Genomic DNA, 23,734 nt, shown 5'->3' on the forward strand with positions numbered 1-23,734 from the left:
AGTGTCTTCATGGAAATTTCGTCTTCGCAGTCTTGAACAGGATCTTGTCGGTCCTGACAATCGTCGTCTTTTTTTAGCATGGGCCGTAGGCGTGCTGTTAATTTTGTCTTTGGGATTTATTTTAAGTTCGGACTCCGTCAGTATCTTAGGTGTCGCCGAGTCCCGTGAATATCAGGTCAATTTCGACAGTCCTGTGACGATTCAGCAGGTCCACGTGATGCCGGGGCAAACAGTAAAAAAAGGCGACCTGCTTTTAGAACTCAATCAATCAGATCTTGAAACTCAATTAAATACTCTTAAGTCCCGATATGACAGGCTTTCTGCGGAAATTAAACTTCGGGATCAAATATCTAGTCTGGCAAGTGATGTCGAGGCGATGCCGGCCGGAGCAGACCCTTTAAAGACTGAGTGGATTGATACACAAAGAGAAATTCGTATTGTGGAAGCGCGCTTAAAAAATCTTTTTGTCTTTGCCGAAGTTCAAGGTCGCGTTGGGGCCGTAAACTTTAAGGCCGGAGAAAAAGTTCCTTCGTTTGCAGCCATCGTGACGTTACTTCCACTAAATCCCACTTACGTGAATGGTTTTATTAACGAGAACCTGCACACCAGTCTTGAAGTTGGGCAAAGGGTCGAAGTGGCTGGGGTGAATGGAAAAGTGATTCAAGGGCAAGTGATTAGTCTTGGGGCGCGTATTGTACCGATCCCGGAAAGACTCTTGCGAATTCAGTCGCTGGCGGCCTGGGGACGGGAAGTCGTTGTGCAAATTCCGGCTGCTAACGAGTTTTTGTTAGGTGAGAAGGTTAGCGTTCGCAAAGCGTGGAACGGTTCATGGATGCCGATGGCTCAGGCTGATGAAACCAAGCGCCGAGATGGGAAGACGACCTCGGAGCCTGTGAAGTTAGAGTTTCCGGAAAGCATCACGGAAAGATTTCAACCCGAGATTTCAGGGCTGGTTTATATCCCAGAGTTAAAACAATTTGTGATGGTTTCTGATGATTACCCTAAAGACAAGCCAGACCTGTTATTGATGACAATCCCAGGAAAAGTTCAAAAGCAAATGCTGGCGATTGATTCCTTAGACAAAATGGAGGACATCGAGTCCGTTTCGTATCGGAACAACAAATTGTATTTGTTAAGCTCGTTGTCGCCGACCAAAAAGGGAAAGATAAAAAAGAACAGGCAGATTCTGGCACGTGCTCAGCGCAGCGATATGAATTTCAAACTGGATGCGCAAGTCGATCTCCGGGAGTTTCTAGAGAAAGCAAGAGGCATCTCTCTTGGAAATGACCTTGAAATTGAAGGCCATGCCATTAAAGGCAGCGACCTCTATTTGGCTTTGAAAAATCAAAATACCACGACTAAAGAAATCGTGATCCTAAAAGTTAAAAACTTTGAGCGTCTTTTTGAGGGCAAAGATTTAAGTTCGGAAGATGTCAGTGCTGCCTTAAAACTACAGCTGTCGTTGCCTGATAAGAGTATTGAAATTGCGGTCACGGATATGATTTTTGTGGGTGATGATATTTATTTGGCATCCTCGTTTCGAGGTAAAGAAGGTAGCGCTATCTGGAAATGGGATGCGCAAAGTGGTGCCGTCAGTCTTATTCAAGAATTTGACCGCAAACATCTTGAGGCCTTGGCCTTTTTGCCGTGTTCCCAGCAGATTTATGGCGTCTTTGAAGGCGGAGTAAACAATTATCTAACCACTCTGACCCTCTCGGGTATGAAAAAGGAGTCAGAGTGCTTCTAGCATTGATTTTGTTTTTCAATCCGGCATTTGCTCTGACTCCAGAACAAGTGCTTAAAACTGCATGGACCGATAAAACCTATCTGGCCCATGAAGATATTCAAGAAACAGACTCCAAGAATCCCTTTCGCAGTGTGGAAGCCTTTTATTCGCATGAACGTAATGGAAATTCGGAAACTGAAGTAGGACTTAAGTTTAATATGAAGTCCTATCCCGAATGGCGATCCGGAAGCTCACAGACCGACACTCATCAAATTCTAAAAGAGAGCTCTTTAGCTTGGGCTTTGCGTGACCGCTACAATGTTTTATTGGGGTACGTATTAGGCGGCCAAAAGCTCAAATTATTAAATAATTTTATCGAAGCTGCAGAAAAAAACTTACAAGCTCAGACCTTGGCTTTGCGAGCAGTGAAAACCAGTACGAAAGCATTTTTAGAGGCCAAAGATGAGTTTCTAAGATTGAAACGAAGTCAGTCCTTATTGCTTGCAGAACGACAGGTGCTTAAAAAGCGCCTCGATCGTTGGTCGTTAGAACCAGAATCGACCGAAATTGAAGATTTAGACCTCATCGAGGTCGATGATGTTGCCAAGAGCCTTAAAGAGCACGAAAAGGTCACTCAGACTTTGTCAGGTAAGCTGGCTAAAGAGGAAATATGGCAATTGGATCAAGAACTCAAGATCGTGAAGGGTCGTGAAAACCAATGGTTTAAGAGTTTTGATGTTTCTCAGACAGCCAAAAAAGATGAGCACGTCGTAGAAGTTGGCCTTACAATTTTCCTTCCTCCTTTGGGATCCGACGACTGGGCTAAGCAGAAGCAAAATGAACTGATTCTGAAGATTGCTCTCAAGCAAAGGGACCTTGAGAATACCTCGGATCGATTGCAAGTACTGCGTTTTCAAATATTAAACTCGATTGAACTCTATAAACTTGCAAGAACGAATCAGGTCGTCGCTGCGAAGTCAAAATCTTTGGACCCTCTGGTGAATATGCAAACTAAAATCACCAGCGAGAAAGAAAAGCTGGAACTTCTAAATCAACGACAATCCATTTTAAATCAGTACCTAGAATACTTGGTCGAGAGTGAAGTGCTTTCGAAAGAACCCGGTATAAACCATCTCAGTCGCAGTAAGAAGGCGATCTTATGAATGGGACACCGGTTTCGCCCCTGGCGCTTGAGCGCTATGAGCTCAAGTACCTGATTCCGGTTGAGATGGTCGAGCCTATCTCGAAATTTGTCGAAGCTTATTGCTATATGGATTACTACTCGCAAATTTCCCCAGATCGCTACTACACAATCAATAGTCTTTATTTGGATACTCCCAATCTTTATCTATTGCGTTTTAAAGAGATGGCGGGCGCATTCAATTTTAATATGCGTGTTCGCTCATATGGGGATTCTCCCAAGCCTCCTTACTTTTTTGAGATCAAATATAAAATTCGCGAGTTCGTAAGAAAGAAAAGAGCAAAAGTCTCCACTGAGAATTGGGCCGACATTCTAGATTGGGGAAGAGTTCCCGAGAATCTCGAGCCGGACTCTTTGGCGAATCTGCAGGATTTTCTTTTTATGAAGATGACCTATAATGTGGAGCCCCTGATACTGACTCAGTATCGACGCAAGGCTTATATCTCTCATGTAGACGATTATGCGCGGGTTACTTTTGATCGGGACCTTCGTTATCAGGAACAAAACGAATGGTGTGTAAAGCCCCAAGAGCGCCTGTTATGTCACTATGATCACCCGGACTCTTTCGAATCGGCCGGCGAAAACGTCATTCTTGAGTTGAAGTGTGAAAAGAAGATTCCGCTATGGATGATTGATCTTATCCAAAGATTCGAATTGCTTTCGGGGTCCTTCTCGAAATTTGGAAATTCAATGGCAACCCATTTGGGAAGTCCCGACCTTTTACAGTCGGGAACTTTGTACTTAAATCCCTAAATCTCGCACGAGCGTTGAGGAATGCTTGCCCCGGGCATGTAGTCCGCAAGGTCGACGTCGAACTTAAGACGTCCTGCGCGGCAATTGGATTTTAGAATGTCTTTCGCTTTTGCCGCATTCTCGCGCAAAGATTTAAATTCGCTGGACGAGAACAGGAGCTCGCTTGTAAAGTAGTCTTTCGCCGACGAGCTTGCCAGAGATTTCTCGAAGTTTAAGAGCTGATAGTAAGTCAGATAACTGACATGGCGAACCTTTTCTAAGGCACTGATAGCTCTCATCATATTGCTTTTATTGACACCACAATCGTTGTCTCTGAGAAGCATTTCTTTAATAAGCACCGCAGTTCTTCCGCTCATAGCTTTTGTTTCTTCAGGAGGGACAATCAAACGGCTGTCTTTCCATTTGGCTTTCGATTTTGTTCTTTCAATTTTTCCAGGCTTTTGTGGATTCAAAGAGTACCAGTAAAAACGATAATGGATATTTCCAATGCGGTCTTGCTGATTCAAAAGCGTATCTAGGACGATCATGTCACCGACATCTTTCATTTGCGTTACAGTCTGTGCCACTTTCGAGAACTCGCTAGAGCCGACGAGTTCGCGCACACTTGCGGAACTAGAGACTCGTTGAAAAGGGGGTTGGCTTAAAAAGCGGGTATAGCGAGAGTCATAGCTGCCCTTGCCACTGACATCAGTATACTTTTCCTCGTTTTTAATATTATCACTGAGGGCTCCGTAAATTTGACTTTCAGAAGCGTCGACAATATCTGGATAGTCATCAGGGTGGCGGTGTACTCTCGAAAATTGTTCCCAGGTTTTTGCGATGGTGTCAGACGAGCCGCTCAGCGCTTTGTTGGCTTTCTGGGTCAGCTGAGAATGAACCTTGCGATCCATCGATCGCACAACGGCGACGGGAACTCGCCCGGCATCTCCGAGAATGCGCGAGATCTGATAGTAAGCCAGGATCGAAGGTGTGTGCGAACAGCTAATACTTTGTTTAAACTTCGCTTCGGTGGACACTGACATCTTGTCGACGTTACAGCTCGAGGCATCAATGGCCTGTTTGCTGTACTCGTTATTTGGCTTTAGTAGCAGAATCGCTGGATTGGTCGAGTTGTACTTGGGACAAATTCCGACATTGCTATAGAAATCATATCCGCACAGTTCGGCTTCTTTCTCGCGATCACTGTCGCGGTAGTAGGCACTTGGCCAACGCTTAGGGATAATGCAGACTTCCGTCAAACCATTCGGAGAACGGTATTGTTGTCTTGATCCGCCTTGCAGCTGGTTTAAATTAAGAGCCTGGGATACGGAGCTCGTAAGTAAAAGAACGATCAATGCTTTCATGGGTCACCTCTAAATATACAAGATGTTTTAAGTGACACAGTCTATTTTCAAAGAACAATGAATTCTTGTGACGTTCCTGTGACGAGGCGCGGGTATGCTACTGATTGCAAGATGCCGGTCTTTTTACACTGAGATTGTGCGCAAAGATCGTGCGGCGGCGAATAATATCCGTATTGATTTCTTTGTTCTGAGTTGTCCCGTCTTGTGCTTGGGTCAGCTCGGCCTGTATATTGACGTGGACCGCATTCACGCAGTTTCCATCCGGAGAGGCCAAGACGCTTGGAAAGAAAATGGTGGGATCTACGCGTGTACCTTTTTTTGTATTCAGATAGCTGACCACAAAAGAACGAAGTGAAAAGTCTTTCGAATTGTTTTCTAAGATGACCATGGTTTGATTCGTGACTGGGTTGTGCTTGATAACGCTATTGTCAGTTCTGCGAAGGCAAATAAACACCGTATTTGAAGCATACACGTCACTACCAGTGACGAAAACGGCTGGTTTTGCGGTTGTAGGATTATTGGTAATACCACGTGGTCTACGTAAGAAGACGCTGGCATAGTTGAACAATATAGGATTTCCTAAGGCGTCCGTTTTCGGAAGATCGTCATAAGGATCTAAATTCATGTTGAGATGAAAAACTCGAGAAGCCACTTGGTAACGACGCGTATATCTTCGATCGGCATCGACTAGAACGATTTCAGCCGGAATATTATTTGTCGAAAACAGGCTTAGCTGTGTGCCATCTTCAGAGACTCGAAGTTCATGAGCTGGACCTGCTTGGTCCACCGAGTTTTCTTCCGACCATGAACGCATTAATGTCTCTTGACGAACGATGCGGTTCAATGAAGTGTAACGGATTACAGAGCTCGTGGCGTTGTTCGCGCAGATTGCAGGCTCTTCCCCTGGAGGCACCGAAGTAAGGCCAAAATAAAGGCTGTCGTTGGCGCCTCTTAGATCTTCTGAGAGTTCCAAGCGAACGATGTTGCGGATGTCGCTTTCGATCATCTTAATAGCGGTAGACATTTCAAGCTGCCCAGCACTCCATACATCTAAGCGGTGTTTTTCAGAGAAGAAATAGACCAAAATACCCACGGTCGAAGAGATGACCAGGAAACTTAATCCCATCGCCATCATTAGTTCTACGATAGTATAGCCCTTGTTCTGTTTCATTTTTTAAAAATCACGATCTGACCGTGGGTCAAGTTGAGCTTCTGGGCATCGTTATAGCTCCAAGAATGAATTGTAATTTGCTTTAACATCTTTGCATAGTTTGGAAGCTTCAAAGAGGGCGAACTGAAATTAGCGACAATTGCTGTAGTCGGCGCAACTTCCCAAACGATTTGCATTTGTGTGGTTGTTAGAGTTGGGGAAGGGCAAGGGCTTGCAGTGATGGTGGATTCAGAGATGAAAACCTTCTTGTTGGTGTAAGTGCGAATCAAACATTCTCCCGGGGCTGGTAGGTCTTCATTCTGGGCGCCTTTTACCTCAACGACGTTATCAGCCATGACTTCTTTAACACTCAGAGTTTGATCGACCTGAGATTTGTGAGTTCTTACGCTTTGAATAAAGAAGAAACAGATGGTTGCGCCAACTATCGAAATGGCGGCTGCAAGAATCACCTCTATCAACGAGAAACCTTTTACGTCCAACATTCTACTAATTTCCATTTTTTGTTTCAATTACCAGCTGGTCTACTCCGACGACGGCTCCTAAATTTCTAAAATCATTAGATGGCGAAACTTGCAAATAAACCTGACGTCCGTTGTTGAAGGACGGGTTTGCGGCAATATCCTCGTAAAGGTCAGTGCCTATAGCCGTACGATACTCCATGTTGGTAACCAAACACGGTGTCGCTGGAGACTTTAACTTGTAATAGTTTCCAGCATCCCAAGTGAAGTGTTTGTGGGAAAGGTCCACGGGGATAGCGTGATTACGTCCTTCGGTTTCATTGTAAAATGAATTTCCGAGGTTTCGTTTTCCAGGTGGAGTGAACGTATCAAAGTCGACAGAGATGTTGATGCCGGTCAGAACGACTTCGGATTGATCGCGCCCGATATTGGTTCCGACTCTCTGAGCCCAGAAAACATCGGGAACATAGAAGTTTGGAATAAAGGCTTTGCCATTATAGAACTTGGATGTTGCTGGAGGAATTGGCGAGTCCACCGCCGAATGATAGGCAGGAATCAAAGACGAATGCGTTGCGAGACTTGGGGGATTCGGAGGTAGCACTTGTCCTGCCAAACTCATCATACATTGATTCGAAGGGAATTGCGATGCGGAAGAGTCGGGAGCACTCCAGAGACCTTGCAAATAGAACGGCTGAGCTGGATTGTTGTTGGCGTTCGCGATGAGGCTCACATTATTCACGATATAGCGACGATAGCCATAGGTGTAAGCATCGTTCTCATAACGAGGAAAATCGGTGATGTTATGACGAACGGGATGAATTTTTCCGCCGGAAGCAGGATAGTAAGTCGTCAGGTACCCTGGAGTGATCGGCACATAGAATGGGCTGAGAAGATGGACCTTGTCTGGCGAGAGAATGGTCATCAGCATGGGTTCTGTTTCTGTTCCAGGGGCGGCACCGGAGGCGTCTTTATTAAAAACGACTTCACGCAAACGATCAGGATCTACAGTCATCGGAGAAGTTGTGTCAGCCTGATAGCCCTTAAGGCTGACCAAATTGTCGCTAACGACCCACACAGAAAGATTTTTACGAGATACATTGCCTGGCACACGTGTTGGCATTAGCCCGCGAGCATTGGTTTGCTTAATCTCGGCAGGAACTTTGAGGAAGATCACGCGTCTTAATAGCAAATCTTTATTTGCTGGATCATCCAGCTCAGAAAAATTCAAATTGTTAAGAGTCAGCGTATCTAAATCAATCGAAGACATTTGTATGCAAGCCGAGGTACTGCCTGTCGTTGCATAGTTTGTTAAAAAGTTGTGATCCCAAATCGGGCAGTCCGTGTAAGGGGCCACTGGAGCATTGACGATCGCTCCGCAAAGACGGGCGTCATCTTCGAGAGCTTCGAGATTGTCCCAGCTCAGTTTAGGCGCGGGAACTTCCGAGGAGTCAGAAGTAAAAAGATAACCTTCAAGATCGGCATTTCTGCGCCAGTTAGTAAAGGCTCTTGGAAAATGCTCGGAGTGTGAACAATATTTATTGGAAGTAAAGGCATCTACTCGAGACAAGCAAGTTGCATCAATACGAACACCATAGTTATTGTCTTCGCCCCAAGCGTAATAAAAAATTGAATTGCGATCGGGATCGCTAAAGTAAGCTCCAGAATCTGGTGCCGTCCAAGCGCGAAGTGGAGGGGCTCCGTTAAAGAGTGCCGTGGGATAAACTTCTGTTGCGACATTTGCTTTTGAGAGGGGGCCTGGAGTCCCTGCAGAGACCTGATCCTTGAGAGTGATCGCCTTAGTATAATCTTTAGTAAAAACAGCGCTGCCGCCACCGAACTGACTGTAGTGAGTTTGTGCAGCTCCAAAAGCATCCGAGTAAGGAGCCAGCAAAGCTTCGATGTTGCTTGTTGCATCGGGGTTGGGGCGAGGCACCGAGTAGGGACGATAGTAGATTCCACCCGCAAATTGCATGCGGTCCCCTTGAATGATGGTCCCCCATTCTGCAGGCCACAGAGCAGGAGATCCGTTCCAGTTTGTCTTTGGATTAGGGCGGTCTAAGTTTCCGCCCAACACGAGCGGACCTTTGGTATAGACTCGGCGATCTCGAGCGATCAAAGCTGCAGGAGCAGTCTGATTGTAGAGGCGATCTAGGTAGATGCTGTTATTACTTGTTGAGAGCAACAAATAGTCAGATGCATCCATGACCTTGATCTTCTTTTTAAAAAGTGAGGTCAACTTTTGGTATGACCCCGTTGCGGTGAGCTCGAAGTTTTTGGTTTCTGGGTTGTAGCGGGCTTTTACATTCCAGGTAATGCCATTCGGAAGGACTCCAGAAACCTCAAAGTCTTTTGATTTCATACAGGCACTATCAGGAGGAGGTTCCCACATCCGACGCTCGAGAGCAGCTTCCATAATTGAGAATGTAGAGCTAGTGGTTTCGTCGAGGAGGACCTGATTGAAGTCTCGAGCCTTGTAGTTGTAGTCTCGAGTAAAGACATCTAAAGAACTCATCAAAATGATGAATCCCGCTAGGCAAAGCCCTGCAACGAAGATGAGGGCAGCCTGTCCTTTAGAATTGTTCTTCTCTATTCTTTTCATATACTTATTAAAGTTTAAGAGTGAAAAAACAAAAAGGCATCTTAGAATGAAGTTTGGTTTCATACTGAAAATCAAATCGAACTTTGTGGATATTTGAGTTCGTATCTAAGATGATGTAATTACTGAGTAAAAGTATTTCATCCAATCCGAAGCAATCCGAACGATATTTCAATGTCTATAGTTGAGGCACGCGAGAGTCTAGCTCGTAGCGTTTGTACTAAACAAAAAAGTTGAGAGTGGGAATTTACGACTGTATAGAATTCTACATGAGCTCAGCAGCAAATGAATTTTTCGACGATTATCGACGCTATCTCGGTGAAGCTTTTAAATTAAGAGCTGCTAAAAACCCTCGCTATTCTTGGTCAGCATTTGCGCGAGATCTCGGGTTAGGGGTTTCAACTTTGAGCGAGGTTCTGAATGGGAAGTACGGGTTGTCGTCCGTCCGTGCTCGTGAGGTCGCGAAACGACTTCACTTGACAGAATCTCATTGTGAACACTTCTGCGATCTTTTAGCAGCTCAATTTTCACGCAGCAAAGAAGAAAAAAATAGAGCTCGTTTGTCCGCACACTTACGCCGTGAAGGTAACGAGCAGACACTTACTCTAGACAAATTCAAAACTATTTCTGAGTGGTATCACATGGCGATTCTGGAGTTGAGCGAGACCGCCGGTTTTGTTTTCGATCCAGATAAGATGGCACGACGCTTGGGGATTTCTACTGAAACTGTCGAGGAATCTGTCAATCGCTTAAAACGTTTGGGGCTTGTGAAGGTTCGAGGACGTAAAATTAAACCGACCGGAAGCTTCACCACAGTCGAGAGTAAAGAGCTTGCATCGACAGCAATCAGAACGTTTCATAAGCAAATTATAGATAAAGCTAAGGCGGCAATCGAGGGCCAGAGTATGGAAGAAAGAGAGCTTTCTTCCACCGTATTTTCAGTTGCGCGAGAAGACCTCGAGGCTGCCAAAAAAGAATTGCAGCAGTTTCGTCGTAGTTTTGCGCTAAAGTTTTCAAAAAATGCCAATAAAAAAGATGTCTATTGTTTGAGTATGCAGTTGTTCAGTTTAACAGAAAAGGAACGGTCTCTATGACGAAGGCCCTTTGTGCTTTGATCTCCGTAGGTTTGAGTTGTCTATTGTTGGTACCACCGACCTTTGCGGCAGTTCGTGATATTGGCAATGGCGGAGCCGGCGTTTTGGTCAACGGAGAGCCCGTTCTTTTTGATCTCTATGAAATTGGAGTTGAAAAACCAGAAATAGACGAGGTGGTGGTTCCACTTCCTCTTTATGTCGAGCGTGCCTCTAGGATGGATATTCTGACAGAAAGAGAAGCGCGTTTATTGGCAATAAAATTGACTGAGATTCGCGAGGTTTCTCCGAAGTTTGCGGACTACTTAGTATTGGCATTGAACCAGTACATTTGGCGTCTAGTGGATCAGCCATTAAAGCCGATTGAAGAAGAAACTCCGGTAGAGATTGATGCAGAAGTGGTGCAACTCGCGAATCGCTTAGGAACTATCATCCGTATTCAAAGTGGATACTGGGGAAAAATGTCCGAGGCTAACAAGGTTGCTCTTGTTTTGCATGAAGTGATTTATGGGCTTGCTCCTGCAACGTATATGGCAAATGGGAGTGGATTGCAGGTTCAGGATGGACCGAAAGTTCGTCAGATTGTTGGTTATATTTTTCTTCCGGAACTGAAAAAACGAGGAGTTGACGGTTTCTTCAGCTACACGGGAATTTCCTGGGAGCTGTCTCGTATTGTTGGTGAAGGCGTTGTAGAAAAGGTTGTGTCTACTCTGATGGTAGAGTCAACAGAGGTAGCTGATTCCAACTTTTATCGACGAGAAGTTTTTATGAATGGGCCTGTTTATGCAAATGAAGATAAAAAGTTCTGCGCTCTCGTTGAGAAAAATTTGACGTCTCCAAGTGGTAGAGTTCAAGGTCATTTTTTTTATTTAAGTCATCAAGCGATTTTAAGGTTCGAGGGGTTCGACTCACCGTCGGGACGTCAGCAGTTTCTGCAGGAAGATAGTTTACATATGGTCGAGGACCATATTACGGGTTCTTTTTTATTCAGTATTGATAATATCAATGGCTGTAAAGAAGCAGTTTTGCAGAACGTCCGCGCAGTTTTTAAAGAGTTTGGCTTCGATAAAGTCAGCGTTCCTGGGTATAAACGCTAAGATTTAGGGGTTTCTGTAATCTTTCCATGTACAGAAAACTAACATCTATTGCTTCTTGGGAAAGAGGCGTATGTTAGCCGGGTTCTATTAAATTATTCGGGGAGGATTTATGAAATCAGTTTTAGCTTCTATGGTGTTGATGCTTTCTGTGAATGCTTATGCAAAGGACTCTCATTTGATCTGCATGACTGGTGATATCGGTGACATGGATATCAAGATCGAGTCTACTTCTAACGGCAAAGAAAAATTAAGCGTGATTTTGACTGCGATGGATGGCGTGACAGTTCGTACATTCGTTAATTCAAACTTTTCTAGTCAGTCATTGTCTGATGGTTTGAAGAACGGCAAGATCCAAGCGATCGTTTCTAAGTCGGACTTGCAAGCCTCTTTCGGTGGTGCATTCTTGGATGCAGGAGTATTGGAGTTGAATACCAACGCTCAAACTAAAAAGCAGGACGTGATCTTCGCAGCTGAAGGCATTGTCTACACAGCAGCTTGCACAGAACAATAGTTCTTAAAAGGCAAAATGCTTAAAAAAGCTCAAAGCGCACTATGCGTTTTGAGCTTTTTTATTTCCCCATTTGTCCACGCACTTACTCTCCGAGCGATTCCGAGCGGAAGGAGTGTTTCAGAATGGGAATGTAGGGCCCACGGGGTTTTGTTTGCTCAGTTCCGCTCCGAAACAGTCTATACTGATTGAACGGGGATGGGACTCTCATGAAATATCTGATTTTACTGCTGCTATTCTTGAATCTAGCTGGTTGTGGACCCACAATGGTAAAACCCTTTGAAGCCAAAGGCGAGCAAGACTTAGCAAGCGAGATCCCATCACCAAGCCCAAGTCCATCTCCGTCACCGAGCTCAACACCAACTCCGAGTCCGACAGTGACACCGACTCCAGTTGCAACACCTACAGCTACTCCAAGAGTTACACCAACTCCGACGCCGACACCTGTGCCAACAGCAACGCCGACTCCAACACCAAGACCGACGGTGACACCAACACCGGCGCCTACACCTACGCCAACTCCGATACCAACGGCGACACCGACTCCGACACCGTCACCAACACCCAGCGCGCGCGCATTTGAAGGTGTTCGTCCTTATGGACCAAAAGCTCCTTGGAATGTTCCGGTAAAAAATCTGCCGCTTCATCCTGAAAGTACAAAATACGCGAACCTGATTTTTAACGATACCGGCCAGCACTTTGAAATGAACTTTAGAAAATATACTTATCCGGTTTACCACGCGGCAGAGGCCACGGAAATGTATACAGTTCAAGACCGCAACAATTGGGGAAATCTGAATGGTAAAACAATCCCATTCAATCCCAACTGGAAAGCTAATGCCGGCACTGATGCGCAAATCATCATTCTTGATCCAGTCAGCGGTAAAGAGTGGGATCTTTGGGATGTTATCATCGATACCACCACGAAAAAGCTTTCGATTGGAAATGGGAACTTGTGCCCAGGTGATTACCTCACGAATAACTGGGACGTCAAAGCCACGAAGTGCAGTGGCTCTCGCGGCGTAGGTATCAACTATCTTGCGATGTTAGTACGCCCTTGGGAAATTGAAAAAGGCGTGATTGAACACGCGCTTTCAATGCCGATTGTGAACACATCTGGATCCTTCTACGTTGCGCCAGCCACTAAACTTGAGCACCCAGGAAAGGTCGGCGATATCCCTGAAGGTATGCGCTTTGCCTTGAATGTAACGTATCAGCAAATTGATGATTATGTGGCAACATTGGCAGTAAGAGCCGAAATCAAACGCACGGTGAAGATAGTGCTTGTAGCTCTTAAAGATTATGGTTGGTTTATTACGGACACTAGCGGTGGAGCTCACTTCCAATTCGAAGCTCCGGAATCCGCACAAGCAAAGTGGGAAGCCTTAAAGGTCCTTCCCACTCAAAGTGCAGGCGGCATTGAACATCCAAGACATTCACTGGCGCCATTCATTACTGCTGACAAGATCATTACGATCGTGCCGAGCGATCAATATCCTCCCTAGGGAGCTTTGACTTCTCGGCCGCTCAGCGAAGCTTCCATCAAAGGCTCATGATAGTGCATGATCAAGCTGCCATTTTTTAGGCGAGGGATCAGCCTTTCTGCAACTGTTCTGGAAAGGGCAGGGCATCCCCAGCTCAATCCTAAACGGCCGAAATCTCTGCCTGTCGATGGGTTGGTAGAGTTGATAAAGTCCTCACTAACATACCATGCACCATGCATAACGATATCACGGTTGTAGGCTTGATCATTTGAGTTCTGCAAACCATACATGCGCAAAGTCTCGCCGTATTTTCCATCATAGGTTTCGCCCGTAAGGTAGATGCCTAATGAAGTCTGCTTAGAGTTCTTAATGTTACTAAATTTTGTGGCGTAGTTGCTTTCGCCACTGCCACGACCATGGGATACATAATATTTCTCAACGATGCCGCTTCGAAGATTGATATAAAAAAAGCGACGTTCAGTTGAAGGAGCACCGTAGTCGATGATGACGACGTATTCCGGGTTCTCAAGAGTCACGCGAGTTGTTGAGTTAGAGCGGTCAGATTCACTGCAAGGTTTTACGCTTTCAGAAGAGTAGCCGTCGCAAGTGTAAGTTTCTTGGTTAAAGGTACGGCCACGGAAGTCATCCATGAATTTCACCAAACGCTCCAAGGCGTCACGAGGAACTCCTTGCTTAACGATGTGGTCGAAAACAGACTGCGAAGGGGCAGCATGGGTTGCAGTAGCAAAGACAGACACAAGAACGCTTAACATGATGAATTTTAGGTTCACAGATATCCTCCAATTTGCGTAATAGATTAGCAGAGTGTTTAATTTTGAAATTGAAGTTTTACAAAGGAAAAAATCAAGAGACACCGATTGTGAGCAAATTTGCTAAAGGAGCTTGCGGATTAACAAGATACTTTCACTAGACCTTGGGCGCGGCGAGAACTTTGCTCACAGATTGTGCACTTTTGGTGGAGCAAAAGCTGTTCCCTAAGTTTGCCGAGTTCCCTTACTGAAGCCCCTTAGTCGCTTTACAACACGACGCAAAACCTCTACGCTTATCTTATATGAAAAGAAAACCTTGGCCGATTATCTTGCTTGCACTGCTTCACGTATTAGCTCCTTTTGGCAATATCATCTTCAATTCATTTCGTTCTGGCCGAGAACTTTTGCAAACTTGGAATTTTTGGTATTACGCACTTCCAAAACCACTCTTCATTACTTATGTCATTCTGCCGCCGCTTGCAGGTTTGTTCATCTATATCTGCCGTCGTTGGAGCTACTGGTGTTATGTCATTTGCTTAGTCTTTATTTTCTTTTCTAATGTTTACGGTTTCTGGACGAATATAAATTTGTTCAACTTCCTGACTTTGACCACTGTCATGGTGGTGGACATTTTGGCTGTCGCGTACTTCGTAGCACCTTCAGTACGTAAGGTGTATTTTGATCCGCGCATGCGTTGGTGGGAGACCGCTCCTCGTTACAACTTTGATGTTCATGGCCATGTGGGTGCTCAGCAGGTGTTAGTAAAGAACATTTCTGAGGGCGGAGCTCTCGTTGAAGCTTCTGAAAATTACCAAGAAGGTCAGTCAGTAGATCTCGGGTGGGAATATCACGGCGAGGGCTATAAAATGCCTGGTAAGGTCGTCTATCGAAAACCAATGGGTGGTAAATTCGGCTACGGCATTCGCTACGATCATACACCGCAAAGCAAAAAGACAATGTCGGTATTTATCAAACGTCTACACAAAGAGGGCAAGATGATCCGTGATCGCTTGCCGGGCCCTGAAGACGGCTTCTTTGCTTGGCTAAAGAAACTTGTCACGAATCGTGAAGGTCTCTTCCCTAAAACTAGAGGCTAGCGCAAGTTTTCTTGTAATAGGTTACAAGAGAATTTTCGATATCTTTACGCTCTTCTTCATCCACAACAAAAACGCCCATAGGCTCTGCGGACTGAACGCCTAAGATATCAAATTTATAGATGCCAAGGACTTGCGGAGCATAGAAATGTCCCGTGGCCTTATTAAAATAGACAATCTGATCTTCCGCATCTTGGTTTGAATCATAGACTTTGAAGAACACGTTGCCATTTTTATCTTCGGTGAAAGATTTTACGATCAGGATATGCTGAACTAAAGTACGAAGACGCAAATTAATAAGCGTCAGGCGATTTAGCTTCGCATTAGTCATCATAATTTTAAGAGTGGCTTTATTTGTCTCAGGATCTTGAGCGCCAGTGCCAGCGCCCATACCGATATTCTTTGGGCGGAAAAAATGGCGTTCTTGGCTGCGCTCAACTTCGCCGCGCAGGTTTCTAGTCACGCGAATGCTATCCACATTTTGAGTCGCGCCATTGATAAGTGTATTAACAAATCCCAAATACGTATTGCGGCCGAACTCGTCACGGATGTTATCTTCAAAAACCGGAATGATAGAATAGTTTTTAAGAGGTCGCTCTTGAACTCGTTGTACAGCTTGGTCGCTGTGGCCATACATTTGAACGTTAGGAACAAGGCTAGCGCCGCGGACCATGTCTAAAACGCCGATAGTATTTATCCTAGGAGCCGTTTTTTCGCCGGTACGTAAAAGATAAAAGAATTTGCGCTGGGTACTGCCCATGCCCCAACAGGCACCTAGGTTAAAGACGCCACTGCGGAAGCCCCAGTTTCTTATTGGTAGGTGATTGCGGCTGGAAAAGGCGTCTGGGCGGATGCTCCCTAAGATGCTACCAACGCTGACGCTGTCGCAGCGAAGATTATTCACCAATGAGTCCGAAATCTTTTTGGTGTCAGCAGAACTGTGGCTTCCAAAAAGAGACACTCCTGCCAGTAGGGATGCAAAAACCTTTTTCATACCTTTAATCCTTTAAAGTTGTGAACAGGATGGGAGCTGGTAATTCACCTTATAACGTAATTTCCCGAAGCTGTTATCGCCGCGAGGTACTTCATAGACGTCAACATTAAATTTGGTGCCTACTTTTTCAATACTTTTCTTATAGCTGACGCACCATCCATCGCGATATTCGGAACAATCTACGGTTTCTTGCTCCATCGGACGGATCAATGTGCGCATTTCTTTACGAACATTGACCTTATTGTCATGTCGATCTGTATCGTATTCCTCAAAAAGAATGGGATCGATTGTTTTGACTGAAGGGCCTTCAAGACAAACGTTCTGAACTCCAACTTGGCGGTCTTGGAACTTCACGGCTGGCATTTCGATCATATAGAATCTGTTCAGCTTCAAAAGTTCTGCGCGGCTGATGCTGTTGCCGTTGCCACCAGCGCTGCCGCCTCCGCCTAAAGCAAGGGCCCATGAAGAAATCAAAGTTAGTGAAAGAAAATAGAATAATTTATTCATGTTCAGAAGGACCTTTCAAAGTTTCGACAATCGCAAATGTAAAAGCGGGGATAGAGCCTTTGGCTCCTGGTTCTTTCAAGCAAGCCATCTTGTCTTCGAAGGCTTGGACATCGATATCTACCCATTGGCGATAAGTTTTTTCACTCAAATTTTCAAAATACAGGGCCATATGGTTCGCATAGATCTCGTCCGCGCGTTCAGGCTTTAGGTATGTTTGGACGAGTTGCAAACCGACTTTTTTGATCGCTTTTGCTGAAAAGGCGGCGCGATTTTGCCCAAGACTCATTTTTCCATCAGTCCCCAAGCGTAGAACCTTGAGGTCCAACATTCGGTGAATCAAATCCAAGCCATAGTCGCCAAAACGCTGTTTGACGAAGGTGCGATCAAAAGGGCTGACGTCGGCTAAAACATAAAGTTCGGCAAAAACGCGGTCATTAATTAGTTCTTCTTCAATTGCATTCGAGAAAAAGGCCGTCGGAGAGTCTTTCAATTGTTGATCAATACGGCGAAGCTTTTCTTGAACAGGCAAAGGAGCCGCGGCCAAGGTGTCATTCAGGTTTGTGGTGCCAAAAAGAACCGCATAGAGTTTGTATAGAGTTTGTATAGAGTTTGATAGCTTGGGTTGTGAGACTTTTGCAGAAAGCGACGAAGTGTTTTGCTGTGAATCTGAGTTTTTTTGCTGAGAATTCCGAGGGCTTTTTTTGGATCCGCGTAGCCTTTTAAGAACGACTCAATATCCGCTGCGACTTGATTTCGCAGGGCTTCTTCGAAGGAGTTTGTCAGAGTATCCGTAGGCAGATTGTTTGACATCTTGGAGACCTTTATAAAGGCAATTTGCTAAAACAGGTAGCTCCGATTTTTCAATGTAAAATAGACAAAACCGAACTCAAGGAATAAAGGGAGAGTTCGGCTTTGTCTTCGGCGCACAGTGGATGGGTTCTCAAGCTGAGCGCCTTAACATTAACTAGTTAGGCAATACAGAAGTGGAACATTCTGGAACAGTGAAAGCCTTTGTGAAAAGGTATGTGTGATTGTCTCTTTCGTTGCCACGAGAAAGTTTGTAAACTTTTACGTCTACAGTTGTAGCGTATGTGCCAGAGATCAACTTTTCTTCACAAACTTGTTGGTTTTGACCGATGTAGTGACATTGAGTCTCAGTGTATGCGTAGTCGATTGGAGTTGTAAGATACTCTTGACCAACAACGATTGAAGAACGTTCTCCGTGACCACCGCGTTGATCTGGAACAGTGATATCAACCATAGTTTTTGTGCGAAGGTTGTTGCCTTCAACGCAAATGAAATCGTAAGAAACAGCGTGGCCCATGAATACGATAGGCATTTCGATGTGAAGGTCAGTAGCTTTGTTCAATACTTCCCAAGAAGTATCAACAGTGTATTTACCAGCGAAAGCAGAAGAAGCAGTCAAAAGCGCGAACGCCATAGCGATCATAGTTTTCATTAGTAACTCCTTTAGTTAAATGAAATTTGTGTTTAAATTTGTGAAGTCGTTTTGTCGGAGCTCGCAGACTTTTGCAAAAATATTTAAAATGACTCACGCTTTTGTGGGACAAAGTCCTTGATAGAAAGTTTTTCTGGGACAAATACAGGTTTTGTCCCAAAAACTTAAAATGGGATAAATCGGGAACAGGCAAAAATTTTAGAGACTACTCGATAACCTTGAGTCCTTCGGACCAAAACTTCGCGGATTCCACCAGGCCCGAGAGCACGGAGTGGAAGTGGGATTGTGTTTGCAGGCGCTCGCGGCCGAATCTTTTTTCGAGCTCTTCGCGAATGAAGCCAACCTTGGCGGTTCCGCCAGTTAAGCACACTAGATCCACTTGCTCAGACGTTACACCGGCTGAGCTTAAGCAGCGATCAAGGCCTTCGAAAATCTTTTCGCGGGTATTTTGTGACCACTCTAGGAATTGTGTTTGAGAGAAGCCTTCATACACTTCGATACCTGGGTAGTTGAATTTAAAATTGCTGTTAGCATTCTCAGAAAGATCGCGTTTTGTTTTTTCAATGTGTTCAAAGAACGGAAAAATCTGCTGATCTTCAATAAGCACAAAAAGACGCTCGATCGCTGCTTTGTCTTTTTCAGTGATAGAGCTTTTCTTTACCTCGCGAATAAATTCGTAAGTGTCTTTTTCTTTGAGATGCACAATGTGAGCCGGATGGTTCAATCGTTGGGTTACAGCATACGGCATGCTGAGGACATTGTCTGAAAGTGGCAGGCGGTAGCGGGACTTCGCGCCAAAGTATTCATTTAAGCGGTGGCTCATGAAAACGCTGTCCAGCGCATCCCCGGCAAGCGGGCAGCCGTCGATTGCTAAAACATCTTCGTGTCGGAAGTTCTCGGGACGCATACGAATCAGCGTAAAGTCCGAAGTTCCACCCCCGAAGTCGCCAATCAGAACTAATTTTTCCTGGGTCAGGTCGCGACGGTAGTCAAACGCGGCAGCCAGAGGTTCTGGGACGAATTGTACGTTCTTGAAGCCAGCAAACTGCGCAGCCTTTTGCATGCGATGAAGAGCAAAGCCGTGGGCTACGTCATCCATGGCATAGCGGGCAGGGCGTCCGATCACGGCGTTCTCGATAGAAGTTCCGAGGGCTTTCTCGGCCCGCTTTTTAAGTTCTAAAAGAAAAATACCCACCATGTTTTCGAGAGTCAGAATGCGATTACTGATGACGGTCCCAAGATAAGCTTGGTTGGGAAGGTGGGATTTGAAAGAACGAAAGAGTCGTCCTTCCATGTCTTGCTCGATGTATTGTTCAATGGCCTCAGCGCCGTAGTAACAAAGATCGGCGTGGGGAAAGTACAAAAGTGTGCGCAAGAGTGTGGGATCGGCGGCTTTGGGATCAAGAGCAAGGGCTTCGACTCGTTGACCTTTGTGGTAGGCGCCTACAAGAGAATTACTAGTACCGAAATCGATGGCAAGGAAAGTTTCTGACATCGGACCATTATAGAAAAGTTCAATGTCAGAAACAAAGTTTTAAATTCAATACGGACCAGAAATGAAGCTAGTTAGGCGTTTCACACTGAACGGTGCAGCTGGCGTTGCAGCGAACCGGAGTGCTTTGGTTTCCTGGAGGCAAAAAGCTTGGGTTGCAAGAAGAGCTGCAGAAAGGTGACAAGCTGCTTTTGCCACCGCTCGAGCGGCAGCGCCAGTCAGCATCTCGCTCAGCAGCGCGCTCAGCGCGGTCTGCAATGCGATCAATACAGAAACGCCCCTGGTTATAACTGCAATAGCCAAATTCGTTGGCACGACCTGTGATCATCGTAGTTCTTGCGAATGCAGAGCTTACTGTAAGTCCTGCTAAAAGTGTCATCACCAAAAGACGTTTCATAGAAGCTCCTTCGTTGTTTATTTGCTCACTTTTTTAGTGTGCTCAATCATCATATCTTCAGCACGCTGTAAATCAGCTGGAGTAATTTGCCAAATTTGCTTGTCTTTGAATTCTTTCAAAAGAAGATTGAAAAGATCAAAACGCAAGAACGGAGTTACTTCGCCGCTTTGGTATTCTCTTTCCTTCTCGCCATAAAGACCCAAGAAGGTCTTATCGCGGAACCAAGATTCACGGTTCATGCTTTGTGCAATCTTCACATGCTCTTCGCTTGGATTTCTTTGCAAGAACTCAAAGAACATTCCGCTTGCTTTAATGCCTGGGAAGTACCACTCACCACTGAATACTTGGATCAAGTCTTCTTCCTCATCTTTCAAGATAGGAGTGATGAATTGCACGCCTCTTTCAAGCGCATGTTTGTGGAATGCCAAAAGATCCGTCGTACGAAGGGCGATGTGTTGCCAGTGTGCGGCCGCTTGATGGCCATCCAACATTTCTCGAACGTGAGAAGATTGGCCCTTAGGCTCTGTCGGTTGAACGACAGCAATGATCGTGTTGTTCAATTCAGGATCGGGGCTTGCGCCTTGGCCGAGTCGAACAGCGTAAGTCATAGATTGTTCGCCTTCGCCTTTAACCCATTCTTTGCGTTTATCGTAAAGAAGGTCATCGGGTCCAACTCCGAAAATAGTATTGAACGCAAGATAAGAAATTTTATACAGATCTGGTTGAAGAAGAAGAGTCATGTGATCGACTTGAAAATTCAAAAAGGGCTTCTTAGCCATATGAATGCTCCTAGGAGGTGCTCCAAAGATGTTGTACGTAATAAAACAGGCAAATCTTCCTATGCGATCAAGGCAATTTCAAGAGAAATTGGCTCTAGACGTGTCTCGTTAGGGGCGGTTTTACGAATGGGAAACACCCATTTTGGGACATTTTGTCCTTTTCAAAGGCATTTCAAGAAAGAGCTTTCGATTTTGAGGAAGTCTTTTATCTGCCAAAAGTAAGTGTTTTCAGAGTGAAAATAAACATAAATAATTTATATGGAGAGCGCTTTACCGTTTACTTTTTCCCTCTGAGAATGAAATATAGGCCGATCAAAAAAAGTAAAAGCACAGGATGGGCTTATGTTTTATTCGTCTCTTTATACCCACTACTTTTGGGTAACAATGATCTACGGATCTGCAATGGCGATTTTCATGGTCGCTTATTTGCGCCGTTCGTATTTCCAATTTTGGAAGCCGATTACACTTTTTTTCTTTCTTTACTGCTTGGTGGCTTATGCCATCACGGATGGTCTTTTGATCAAGCAGGAAAGCACGACTCAGAATCGTATCTTCGGTTATGCTTCCTCTTACGCTATGGTATTTAGCAAACTTGGCCACGAAAAAGTGAACGACAAAACGCGTGAGACCGATCCTTTGTATCTTGAATTAGTCCAAATGCAAAAGGACTGGTTGGCAGCAAATCCTTACATCGCAGATATTTTCACGATGAAGAAGGATGCGAAAGGCCGCACTTATTTGGCGGTGGACTCCGAAACGGACTATGACCGCAATGGGAAGTATGAAAGCGATCGAGAGCAAAGAACCGCCATTGGCGAGCTTTATACCAACCCAGTTGCTGCGCTCAAAGGCGCCTTTGCCGGGGAAGCCCGTTTCACCACCGAGACCTACAGTGATCGCTGGGGCGATTGGATGAGTGCCTTTATCCCGCTTAAAAATCGCGAAGGAAAGCTGGACGGAATTTTAGGAATCGACTTTTTTGCCGAAGCCTATTTTTGGGATTTGAATCGTATTTGCTTCTTGGCGTTTTTATTTTTCGGAGTGCTTTTTGTCGGATTCGTAGTCAGTTTACATAAGCACAATCGTCTGTCACTGGCATTGATTGAAGCCGACAAAGCTCGTCGTGTGAAGTCCGATTTCTTGGCAAACATGAGTCACGAAATTCGTACTCCGCTAAATGGTATCATTGGAGTCGCAGAACTCATGGACTCGTCAGGAATGAATACTAGCGAGCTTGAGAAGTTACACATTCTGAGAACGTCTTCCAAAACTTTGTTGTCATTGGTGAACGATATTTTGGATTTCTCCGCTCTTGAGGCTGATAAAATTCGTTTGGAAGAAGTCGCTTTTGACCTAAACTCTTTGATTGATAGTATTCTAAGTATGTTCTCTTTATCCGCGCAGGAAAAGGGCATCTACTTGAGATTTGATCATCGACCGCTCACTGAAAGTTTGGCTTACGGTGATCCCACGCGAGTTCGTCAAATTCTGGTGAACTTGATTGGTAACGCCATTAAGTTCACATCCCAAGGGGGAGTGAGTGTTCGGGTCGAGCGTGAAGAGACTCCGGGGCAGGCGCCTCGTTATAAAGTGTTGGTGCAAGATACTGGTATTGGAATTCACGTCGAGGATCAGAGCCGTTTGTTCAAGTCCTTCTCGCAAGCAGATGCTTCAACAACACGGAAGTATGGCGGCAGTGGATTGGGACTTGCGATTTGCAAATCCCTTGTGGAGCTTATGGGCGGCGAGATCGGCGTTCAATCCGAACCCAGCCGCGGTTCTACTTTCTTCTTCTCTTTTGTTTCAAAGGAAGCCTAAGGGGTTTACCCCTTAGGACCACCATTCAAAAGATCTTTGATCGAACCCAATGCGCCTAGAGCCGTGCTGGATTCATAAGGGACAAAGATCTTATCACCTTCTTGCGCAACAAAGTTTCCAAATTGCTGCAAGTAATCTGTGGCGACCAAATACTTCGCGGTAAGGTTTGCATCACCCATCGCGGATTTAACCAAAATGAAGGCTTCTTTTTTAGCGTCAGCAACGTTTTTAATCGCTTGAGCTTCACCTTCTGCGCGACGGATCTGAGCTTCTTTTTCACCCTCTGCAAGGTTGATCTGCTCTTGGCGAATACCTTCAGAGCGAGCAATACGAGCTTGCTTGTCACCTTCGGCTTCAAGAACCTTAGAGCGACGTTCACGTTCGGCCTGCATCTGCTTTTCCATCGCAACTTGGATCTCGCGTGGAGGAGTGATGTTACGAAGTTCGACGCGGTTCACTTTCGTTCCCCATTTGTCAGTGGCTTCATCCAAGATTGTTTTCAACTTCGCATTGATGACATCGCGGGAAGTAAGGGTTTGGTCCAAATCCATTTCGCCGATCACGTTACGAAGTGAAGTTTGAGTCAATTGCGCAACCGCCATCGGAAGATTTGCGATCTCATAACACGCTTTTACTGGGTCGACGACTTGGACATAAAGAAGGGCGTCGATTTCAATCGATACGTTATCTCGAGTGATCACCTTTTGACTTGGAATATCAAACACAGATTCGCGCAAGTCTAAGCGAGACGTCGTTGTTAATAATCCATTGTCGATCCAATAGATCGGACGTGGTTGGTCAAAGAAGGGCACAACGAAGTTCAAACCGTTTGTCAGAGTGCGTGAGTAGCTTCCGAGCCTTTCGATGATGAGGCATTCACTTTGCTGAATGACGTAAATTGTTTTTGCTAAAACCACAAGGGCGATCACTGCGATCACCGCAAATGCGATCAATGTAAATTCCATGGTTGAAAAATCCTTTCACCTAAGTTGGAAA

The 23,734-nt window shown here is 45.2% G+C and carries 23 protein-coding genes; 9 read left to right on the top strand and 14 right to left on the bottom strand.

Annotated features, from left to right (window positions below):
• Window position 1: 1 nt before the first annotated feature.
• Genes ACLWBB_RS08590 through ACLWBB_RS08600 form a run of 3 tightly spaced genes read left to right on the top strand, consistent with a single transcriptional unit; the run spans window position 2 to window position 3,680 of the window.
• Window positions 2–1,747 (top strand): HlyD family secretion protein, encoded by a 1,746-nt coding sequence (locus ACLWBB_RS08590; RefSeq protein WP_413291213.1) that lies wholly within the window; start codon window positions 2–4, stop codon window positions 1,745–1,747.
• A complete protein-coding gene (locus tag ACLWBB_RS08595) occupies window positions 1,738–2,889 on the top strand; it encodes a hypothetical protein (protein ID WP_413291214.1) in 1,152 nt (383 codons plus the stop codon). Before ACLWBB_RS08590 ends, ACLWBB_RS08595 begins: the two co-directional genes overlap by 10 nt.
• Window positions 2,886–3,680, top strand: coding sequence for a VTC domain-containing protein (locus ACLWBB_RS08600; RefSeq protein WP_413291215.1), 795 nt, complete (start codon window positions 2,886–2,888; stop codon window positions 3,678–3,680). Before ACLWBB_RS08595 ends, ACLWBB_RS08600 begins: the two co-directional genes overlap by 4 nt.
• On the opposite strand, the gene ACLWBB_RS08605 is transcribed toward ACLWBB_RS08600, so the two are convergent.
• The 4 genes from ACLWBB_RS08605 to ACLWBB_RS08620 all read right to left on the bottom strand — a co-directional run bounded on the left by ACLWBB_RS08605 (window position 3,677) and on the right by ACLWBB_RS08620 (window position 9,251).
• Complete coding sequence (locus ACLWBB_RS08605; RefSeq protein WP_413291216.1) at window positions 3,677–5,023, bottom strand: hypothetical protein; 1,347 nt, start codon at window positions 5,021–5,023, stop codon at window positions 3,677–3,679. The two genes, ACLWBB_RS08600 and ACLWBB_RS08605, sit on opposite strands and share 4 nt — an antisense overlap.
• 97 nt (window positions 5,024–5,120) lie before the next feature.
• Window positions 5,121–6,194, bottom strand: a complete 1,074-nt coding sequence (locus ACLWBB_RS08610) for a type II secretion system protein J (RefSeq protein WP_413291217.1) — start codon at window positions 6,192–6,194, stop codon at window positions 5,121–5,123.
• Window positions 6,191–6,691 carry a type II secretion system protein gene (locus ACLWBB_RS08615; protein WP_413291218.1) on the bottom strand — a complete coding sequence of 167 codons (501 nt, stop codon included), beginning with the start codon at window positions 6,689–6,691 and terminating at the stop codon, window positions 6,191–6,193. Before ACLWBB_RS08615 ends, ACLWBB_RS08610 begins: the two co-directional genes overlap by 4 nt.
• Complete coding sequence (locus ACLWBB_RS08620; RefSeq protein ID WP_413291219.1) at window positions 6,681–9,251, bottom strand: hypothetical protein; 2,571 nt, start codon at window positions 9,249–9,251, stop codon at window positions 6,681–6,683. The genes ACLWBB_RS08615 and ACLWBB_RS08620 overlap by 11 nt, the downstream gene beginning before the upstream one ends.
• Window positions 9,252–9,517: 266 nt before the next feature.
• Here ACLWBB_RS08620 and ACLWBB_RS08625 point away from each other — a divergent pair, with 266 nt between their 5' ends.
• The 4 genes from ACLWBB_RS08625 (at window position 9,518) to ACLWBB_RS08640 (ending at window position 13,449) form a co-directional block, all read left to right on the top strand.
• Complete coding sequence (locus tag ACLWBB_RS08625; protein ID WP_413291220.1) at window positions 9,518–10,342, top strand: DUF4423 domain-containing protein; 825 nt, start codon at window positions 9,518–9,520, stop codon at window positions 10,340–10,342.
• Window positions 10,339–11,436, top strand: coding sequence for a hypothetical protein (locus ACLWBB_RS08630; protein WP_413291221.1), 1,098 nt, complete (start codon window positions 10,339–10,341; stop codon window positions 11,434–11,436). The genes ACLWBB_RS08625 and ACLWBB_RS08630 overlap by 4 nt, the downstream gene beginning before the upstream one ends.
• 109 nt (window positions 11,437–11,545) lie before the next feature.
• Complete coding sequence (locus ACLWBB_RS08635; protein WP_413291222.1) at window positions 11,546–11,947, top strand: hypothetical protein; 402 nt, start codon at window positions 11,546–11,548, stop codon at window positions 11,945–11,947.
• Between the two features lie 206 nt (window positions 11,948–12,153).
• Window positions 12,154–13,449, top strand: a complete 1,296-nt coding sequence (locus tag ACLWBB_RS08640; protein WP_413291223.1) for a hypothetical protein — start codon at window positions 12,154–12,156, stop codon at window positions 13,447–13,449.
• Here ACLWBB_RS08640 and ACLWBB_RS08645 read toward each other — a convergent pair.
• Window positions 13,446–14,219: a murein L,D-transpeptidase catalytic domain family protein gene (locus ACLWBB_RS08645; RefSeq protein WP_413291224.1), complete on the bottom strand. Its 774-nt coding sequence runs from the start codon at window positions 14,217–14,219 to the stop codon at window positions 13,446–13,448. The two genes, ACLWBB_RS08640 and ACLWBB_RS08645, sit on opposite strands and share 4 nt — an antisense overlap.
• Before the next feature lie 281 nt (window positions 14,220–14,500).
• Between ACLWBB_RS08645 and ACLWBB_RS08650 the strand changes: the two genes are divergently transcribed.
• Window positions 14,501–15,295 carry a PilZ domain-containing protein gene (locus ACLWBB_RS08650; protein WP_413291225.1) on the top strand — a complete coding sequence of 265 codons (795 nt, stop codon included), beginning with the start codon at window positions 14,501–14,503 and terminating at the stop codon, window positions 15,293–15,295.
• On the opposite strand, the gene ACLWBB_RS08655 is transcribed toward ACLWBB_RS08650, so the two are convergent.
• From ACLWBB_RS08655 to ACLWBB_RS08690, 8 genes are all read right to left on the bottom strand, one after another.
• Window positions 15,285–16,286: a hypothetical protein gene (locus ACLWBB_RS08655; protein WP_413291226.1), complete on the bottom strand. Its 1,002-nt coding sequence runs from the start codon at window positions 16,284–16,286 to the stop codon at window positions 15,285–15,287. The genes ACLWBB_RS08650 and ACLWBB_RS08655 overlap by 11 nt on opposite strands.
• Window positions 16,287–16,298: 12 nt before the next feature.
• Window positions 16,299–16,793, bottom strand: coding sequence for a hypothetical protein (locus ACLWBB_RS08660; protein WP_413291227.1), 495 nt, complete (start codon window positions 16,791–16,793; stop codon window positions 16,299–16,301).
• Window positions 16,786–17,337, bottom strand: coding sequence for a hypothetical protein (locus ACLWBB_RS08665; RefSeq protein WP_413291228.1), 552 nt, complete (start codon window positions 17,335–17,337; stop codon window positions 16,786–16,788). Before ACLWBB_RS08665 ends, ACLWBB_RS08660 begins: the two co-directional genes overlap by 8 nt.
• A gap of 8 nt (window positions 17,338–17,345) precedes the next feature.
• Entirely contained in the window at window positions 17,346–17,603 is a 258-nt protein-coding gene (locus ACLWBB_RS08670; protein WP_413291229.1) for a hypothetical protein, read from the bottom strand.
• 154 nt (window positions 17,604–17,757) lie between these two features.
• Window positions 17,758–18,252, bottom strand: a complete 495-nt coding sequence (locus ACLWBB_RS08675; RefSeq protein WP_413291230.1) for a hypothetical protein — start codon at window positions 18,250–18,252, stop codon at window positions 17,758–17,760.
• Window positions 18,253–18,457: 205 nt separating this feature from the next.
• The gene (locus ACLWBB_RS08680; RefSeq protein WP_413291231.1) at window positions 18,458–19,747 is read right to left on the bottom strand and encodes an Hsp70 family protein; all 1,290 of its coding nucleotides are present in this window, start codon (window positions 19,745–19,747) and stop codon (window positions 18,458–18,460) included.
• Between the two features lie 67 nt (window positions 19,748–19,814).
• Complete coding sequence (locus ACLWBB_RS08685) at window positions 19,815–20,141, bottom strand: hypothetical protein (protein ID WP_413291232.1); 327 nt, start codon at window positions 20,139–20,141, stop codon at window positions 19,815–19,817.
• 17 nt (window positions 20,142–20,158) lie between these two features.
• A complete protein-coding gene (locus ACLWBB_RS08690; RefSeq protein ID WP_413291233.1) occupies window positions 20,159–20,920 on the bottom strand; it encodes a hypothetical protein in 762 nt (253 codons plus the stop codon).
• Between the two features lie 342 nt (window positions 20,921–21,262).
• Between ACLWBB_RS08690 and ACLWBB_RS08695 the strand changes: the two genes are divergently transcribed.
• On the top strand, window positions 21,263–22,738 hold the full coding sequence (locus ACLWBB_RS08695) for an ATP-binding protein (RefSeq protein WP_413291234.1): 1,476 nt from the start codon (window positions 21,263–21,265) through the stop codon (window positions 22,736–22,738).
• A gap of 5 nt (window positions 22,739–22,743) precedes the next feature.
• On the opposite strand, the gene ACLWBB_RS08700 is transcribed toward ACLWBB_RS08695, so the two are convergent.
• Window positions 22,744–23,703 (bottom strand): SPFH domain-containing protein, encoded by a 960-nt coding sequence (locus tag ACLWBB_RS08700; protein ID WP_413291235.1) that lies wholly within the window; start codon window positions 23,701–23,703, stop codon window positions 22,744–22,746.
• Window positions 23,704–23,734: the final 31 nt, after the last annotated feature.

The sequence above is a fragment of the Bdellovibrio sp. HCB337 genome (genome assembly GCF_047302465.1).
Classification (GTDB): domain Bacteria; phylum Bdellovibrionota; class Bdellovibrionia; order Bdellovibrionales; family Bdellovibrionaceae; genus JACMRP01.

Bases quoted from the DNA above. Each gene is read 5' to 3' on its own strand.
- ACLWBB_RS08655 (WP_413291226.1), bottom strand. From the start codon at position 16,286: ATGAAAAAGGTTTTTGCATCCCTACTGGCAGGAGTGTCTCTTTTTGGA.
- ACLWBB_RS08685 (WP_413291232.1), bottom strand. From the start codon at position 20,141: ATGAAACGTCTTTTGGTGATGACACTTTTAGCAGGACTTACAGTAAGC.
- ACLWBB_RS08625 (WP_413291220.1), top strand. From the start codon at position 9,518: ATGAGCTCAGCAGCAAATGAATTTTTCGACGATTATCGACGCTATCTC.
- ACLWBB_RS08605 (WP_413291216.1), bottom strand. From the start codon at position 5,023: ATGAAAGCATTGATCGTTCTTTTACTTACGAGCTCCGTATCCCAGGCT.
- ACLWBB_RS08680 (WP_413291231.1), bottom strand. From the start codon at position 19,747: ATGTCAGAAACTTTCCTTGCCATCGATTTCGGTACTAGTAATTCTCTT.
- ACLWBB_RS08630 (WP_413291221.1), top strand. From the start codon at position 10,339: ATGACGAAGGCCCTTTGTGCTTTGATCTCCGTAGGTTTGAGTTGTCTA.
- ACLWBB_RS08670 (WP_413291229.1), bottom strand. From the start codon at position 17,603: ATGTCAAACAATCTGCCTACGGATACTCTGACAAACTCCTTCGAAGAA.
- ACLWBB_RS08615 (WP_413291218.1), bottom strand. From the start codon at position 6,691: ATGGAAATTAGTAGAATGTTGGACGTAAAAGGTTTCTCGTTGATAGAG.
- ACLWBB_RS08700 (WP_413291235.1), bottom strand. From the start codon at position 23,703: ATGGAATTTACATTGATCGCATTTGCGGTGATCGCAGTGATCGCCCTT.
- ACLWBB_RS08660 (WP_413291227.1), bottom strand. From the start codon at position 16,793: ATGAATAAATTATTCTATTTTCTTTCACTAACTTTGATTTCTTCATGG.
- ACLWBB_RS08620 (WP_413291219.1), bottom strand. From the start codon at position 9,251: ATGAAAAGAATAGAGAAGAACAATTCTAAAGGACAGGCTGCCCTCATC.
- ACLWBB_RS08690 (WP_413291233.1), bottom strand. From the start codon at position 20,920: ATGGCTAAGAAGCCCTTTTTGAATTTTCAAGTCGATCACATGACTCTT.
- ACLWBB_RS08640 (WP_413291223.1), top strand. From the start codon at position 12,154: ATGAAATATCTGATTTTACTGCTGCTATTCTTGAATCTAGCTGGTTGT.
- ACLWBB_RS08675 (WP_413291230.1), bottom strand. From the start codon at position 18,252: ATGAAAACTATGATCGCTATGGCGTTCGCGCTTTTGACTGCTTCTTCT.
- ACLWBB_RS08610 (WP_413291217.1), bottom strand. From the start codon at position 6,194: ATGAAACAGAACAAGGGCTATACTATCGTAGAACTAATGATGGCGATG.
- ACLWBB_RS08650 (WP_413291225.1), top strand. From the start codon at position 14,501: ATGAAAAGAAAACCTTGGCCGATTATCTTGCTTGCACTGCTTCACGTA.
- ACLWBB_RS08695 (WP_413291234.1), top strand. From the start codon at position 21,263: ATGTTTTATTCGTCTCTTTATACCCACTACTTTTGGGTAACAATGATC.
- ACLWBB_RS08635 (WP_413291222.1), top strand. From the start codon at position 11,546: ATGAAATCAGTTTTAGCTTCTATGGTGTTGATGCTTTCTGTGAATGCT.
- ACLWBB_RS08600 (WP_413291215.1), top strand. From the start codon at position 2,886: ATGAATGGGACACCGGTTTCGCCCCTGGCGCTTGAGCGCTATGAGCTC.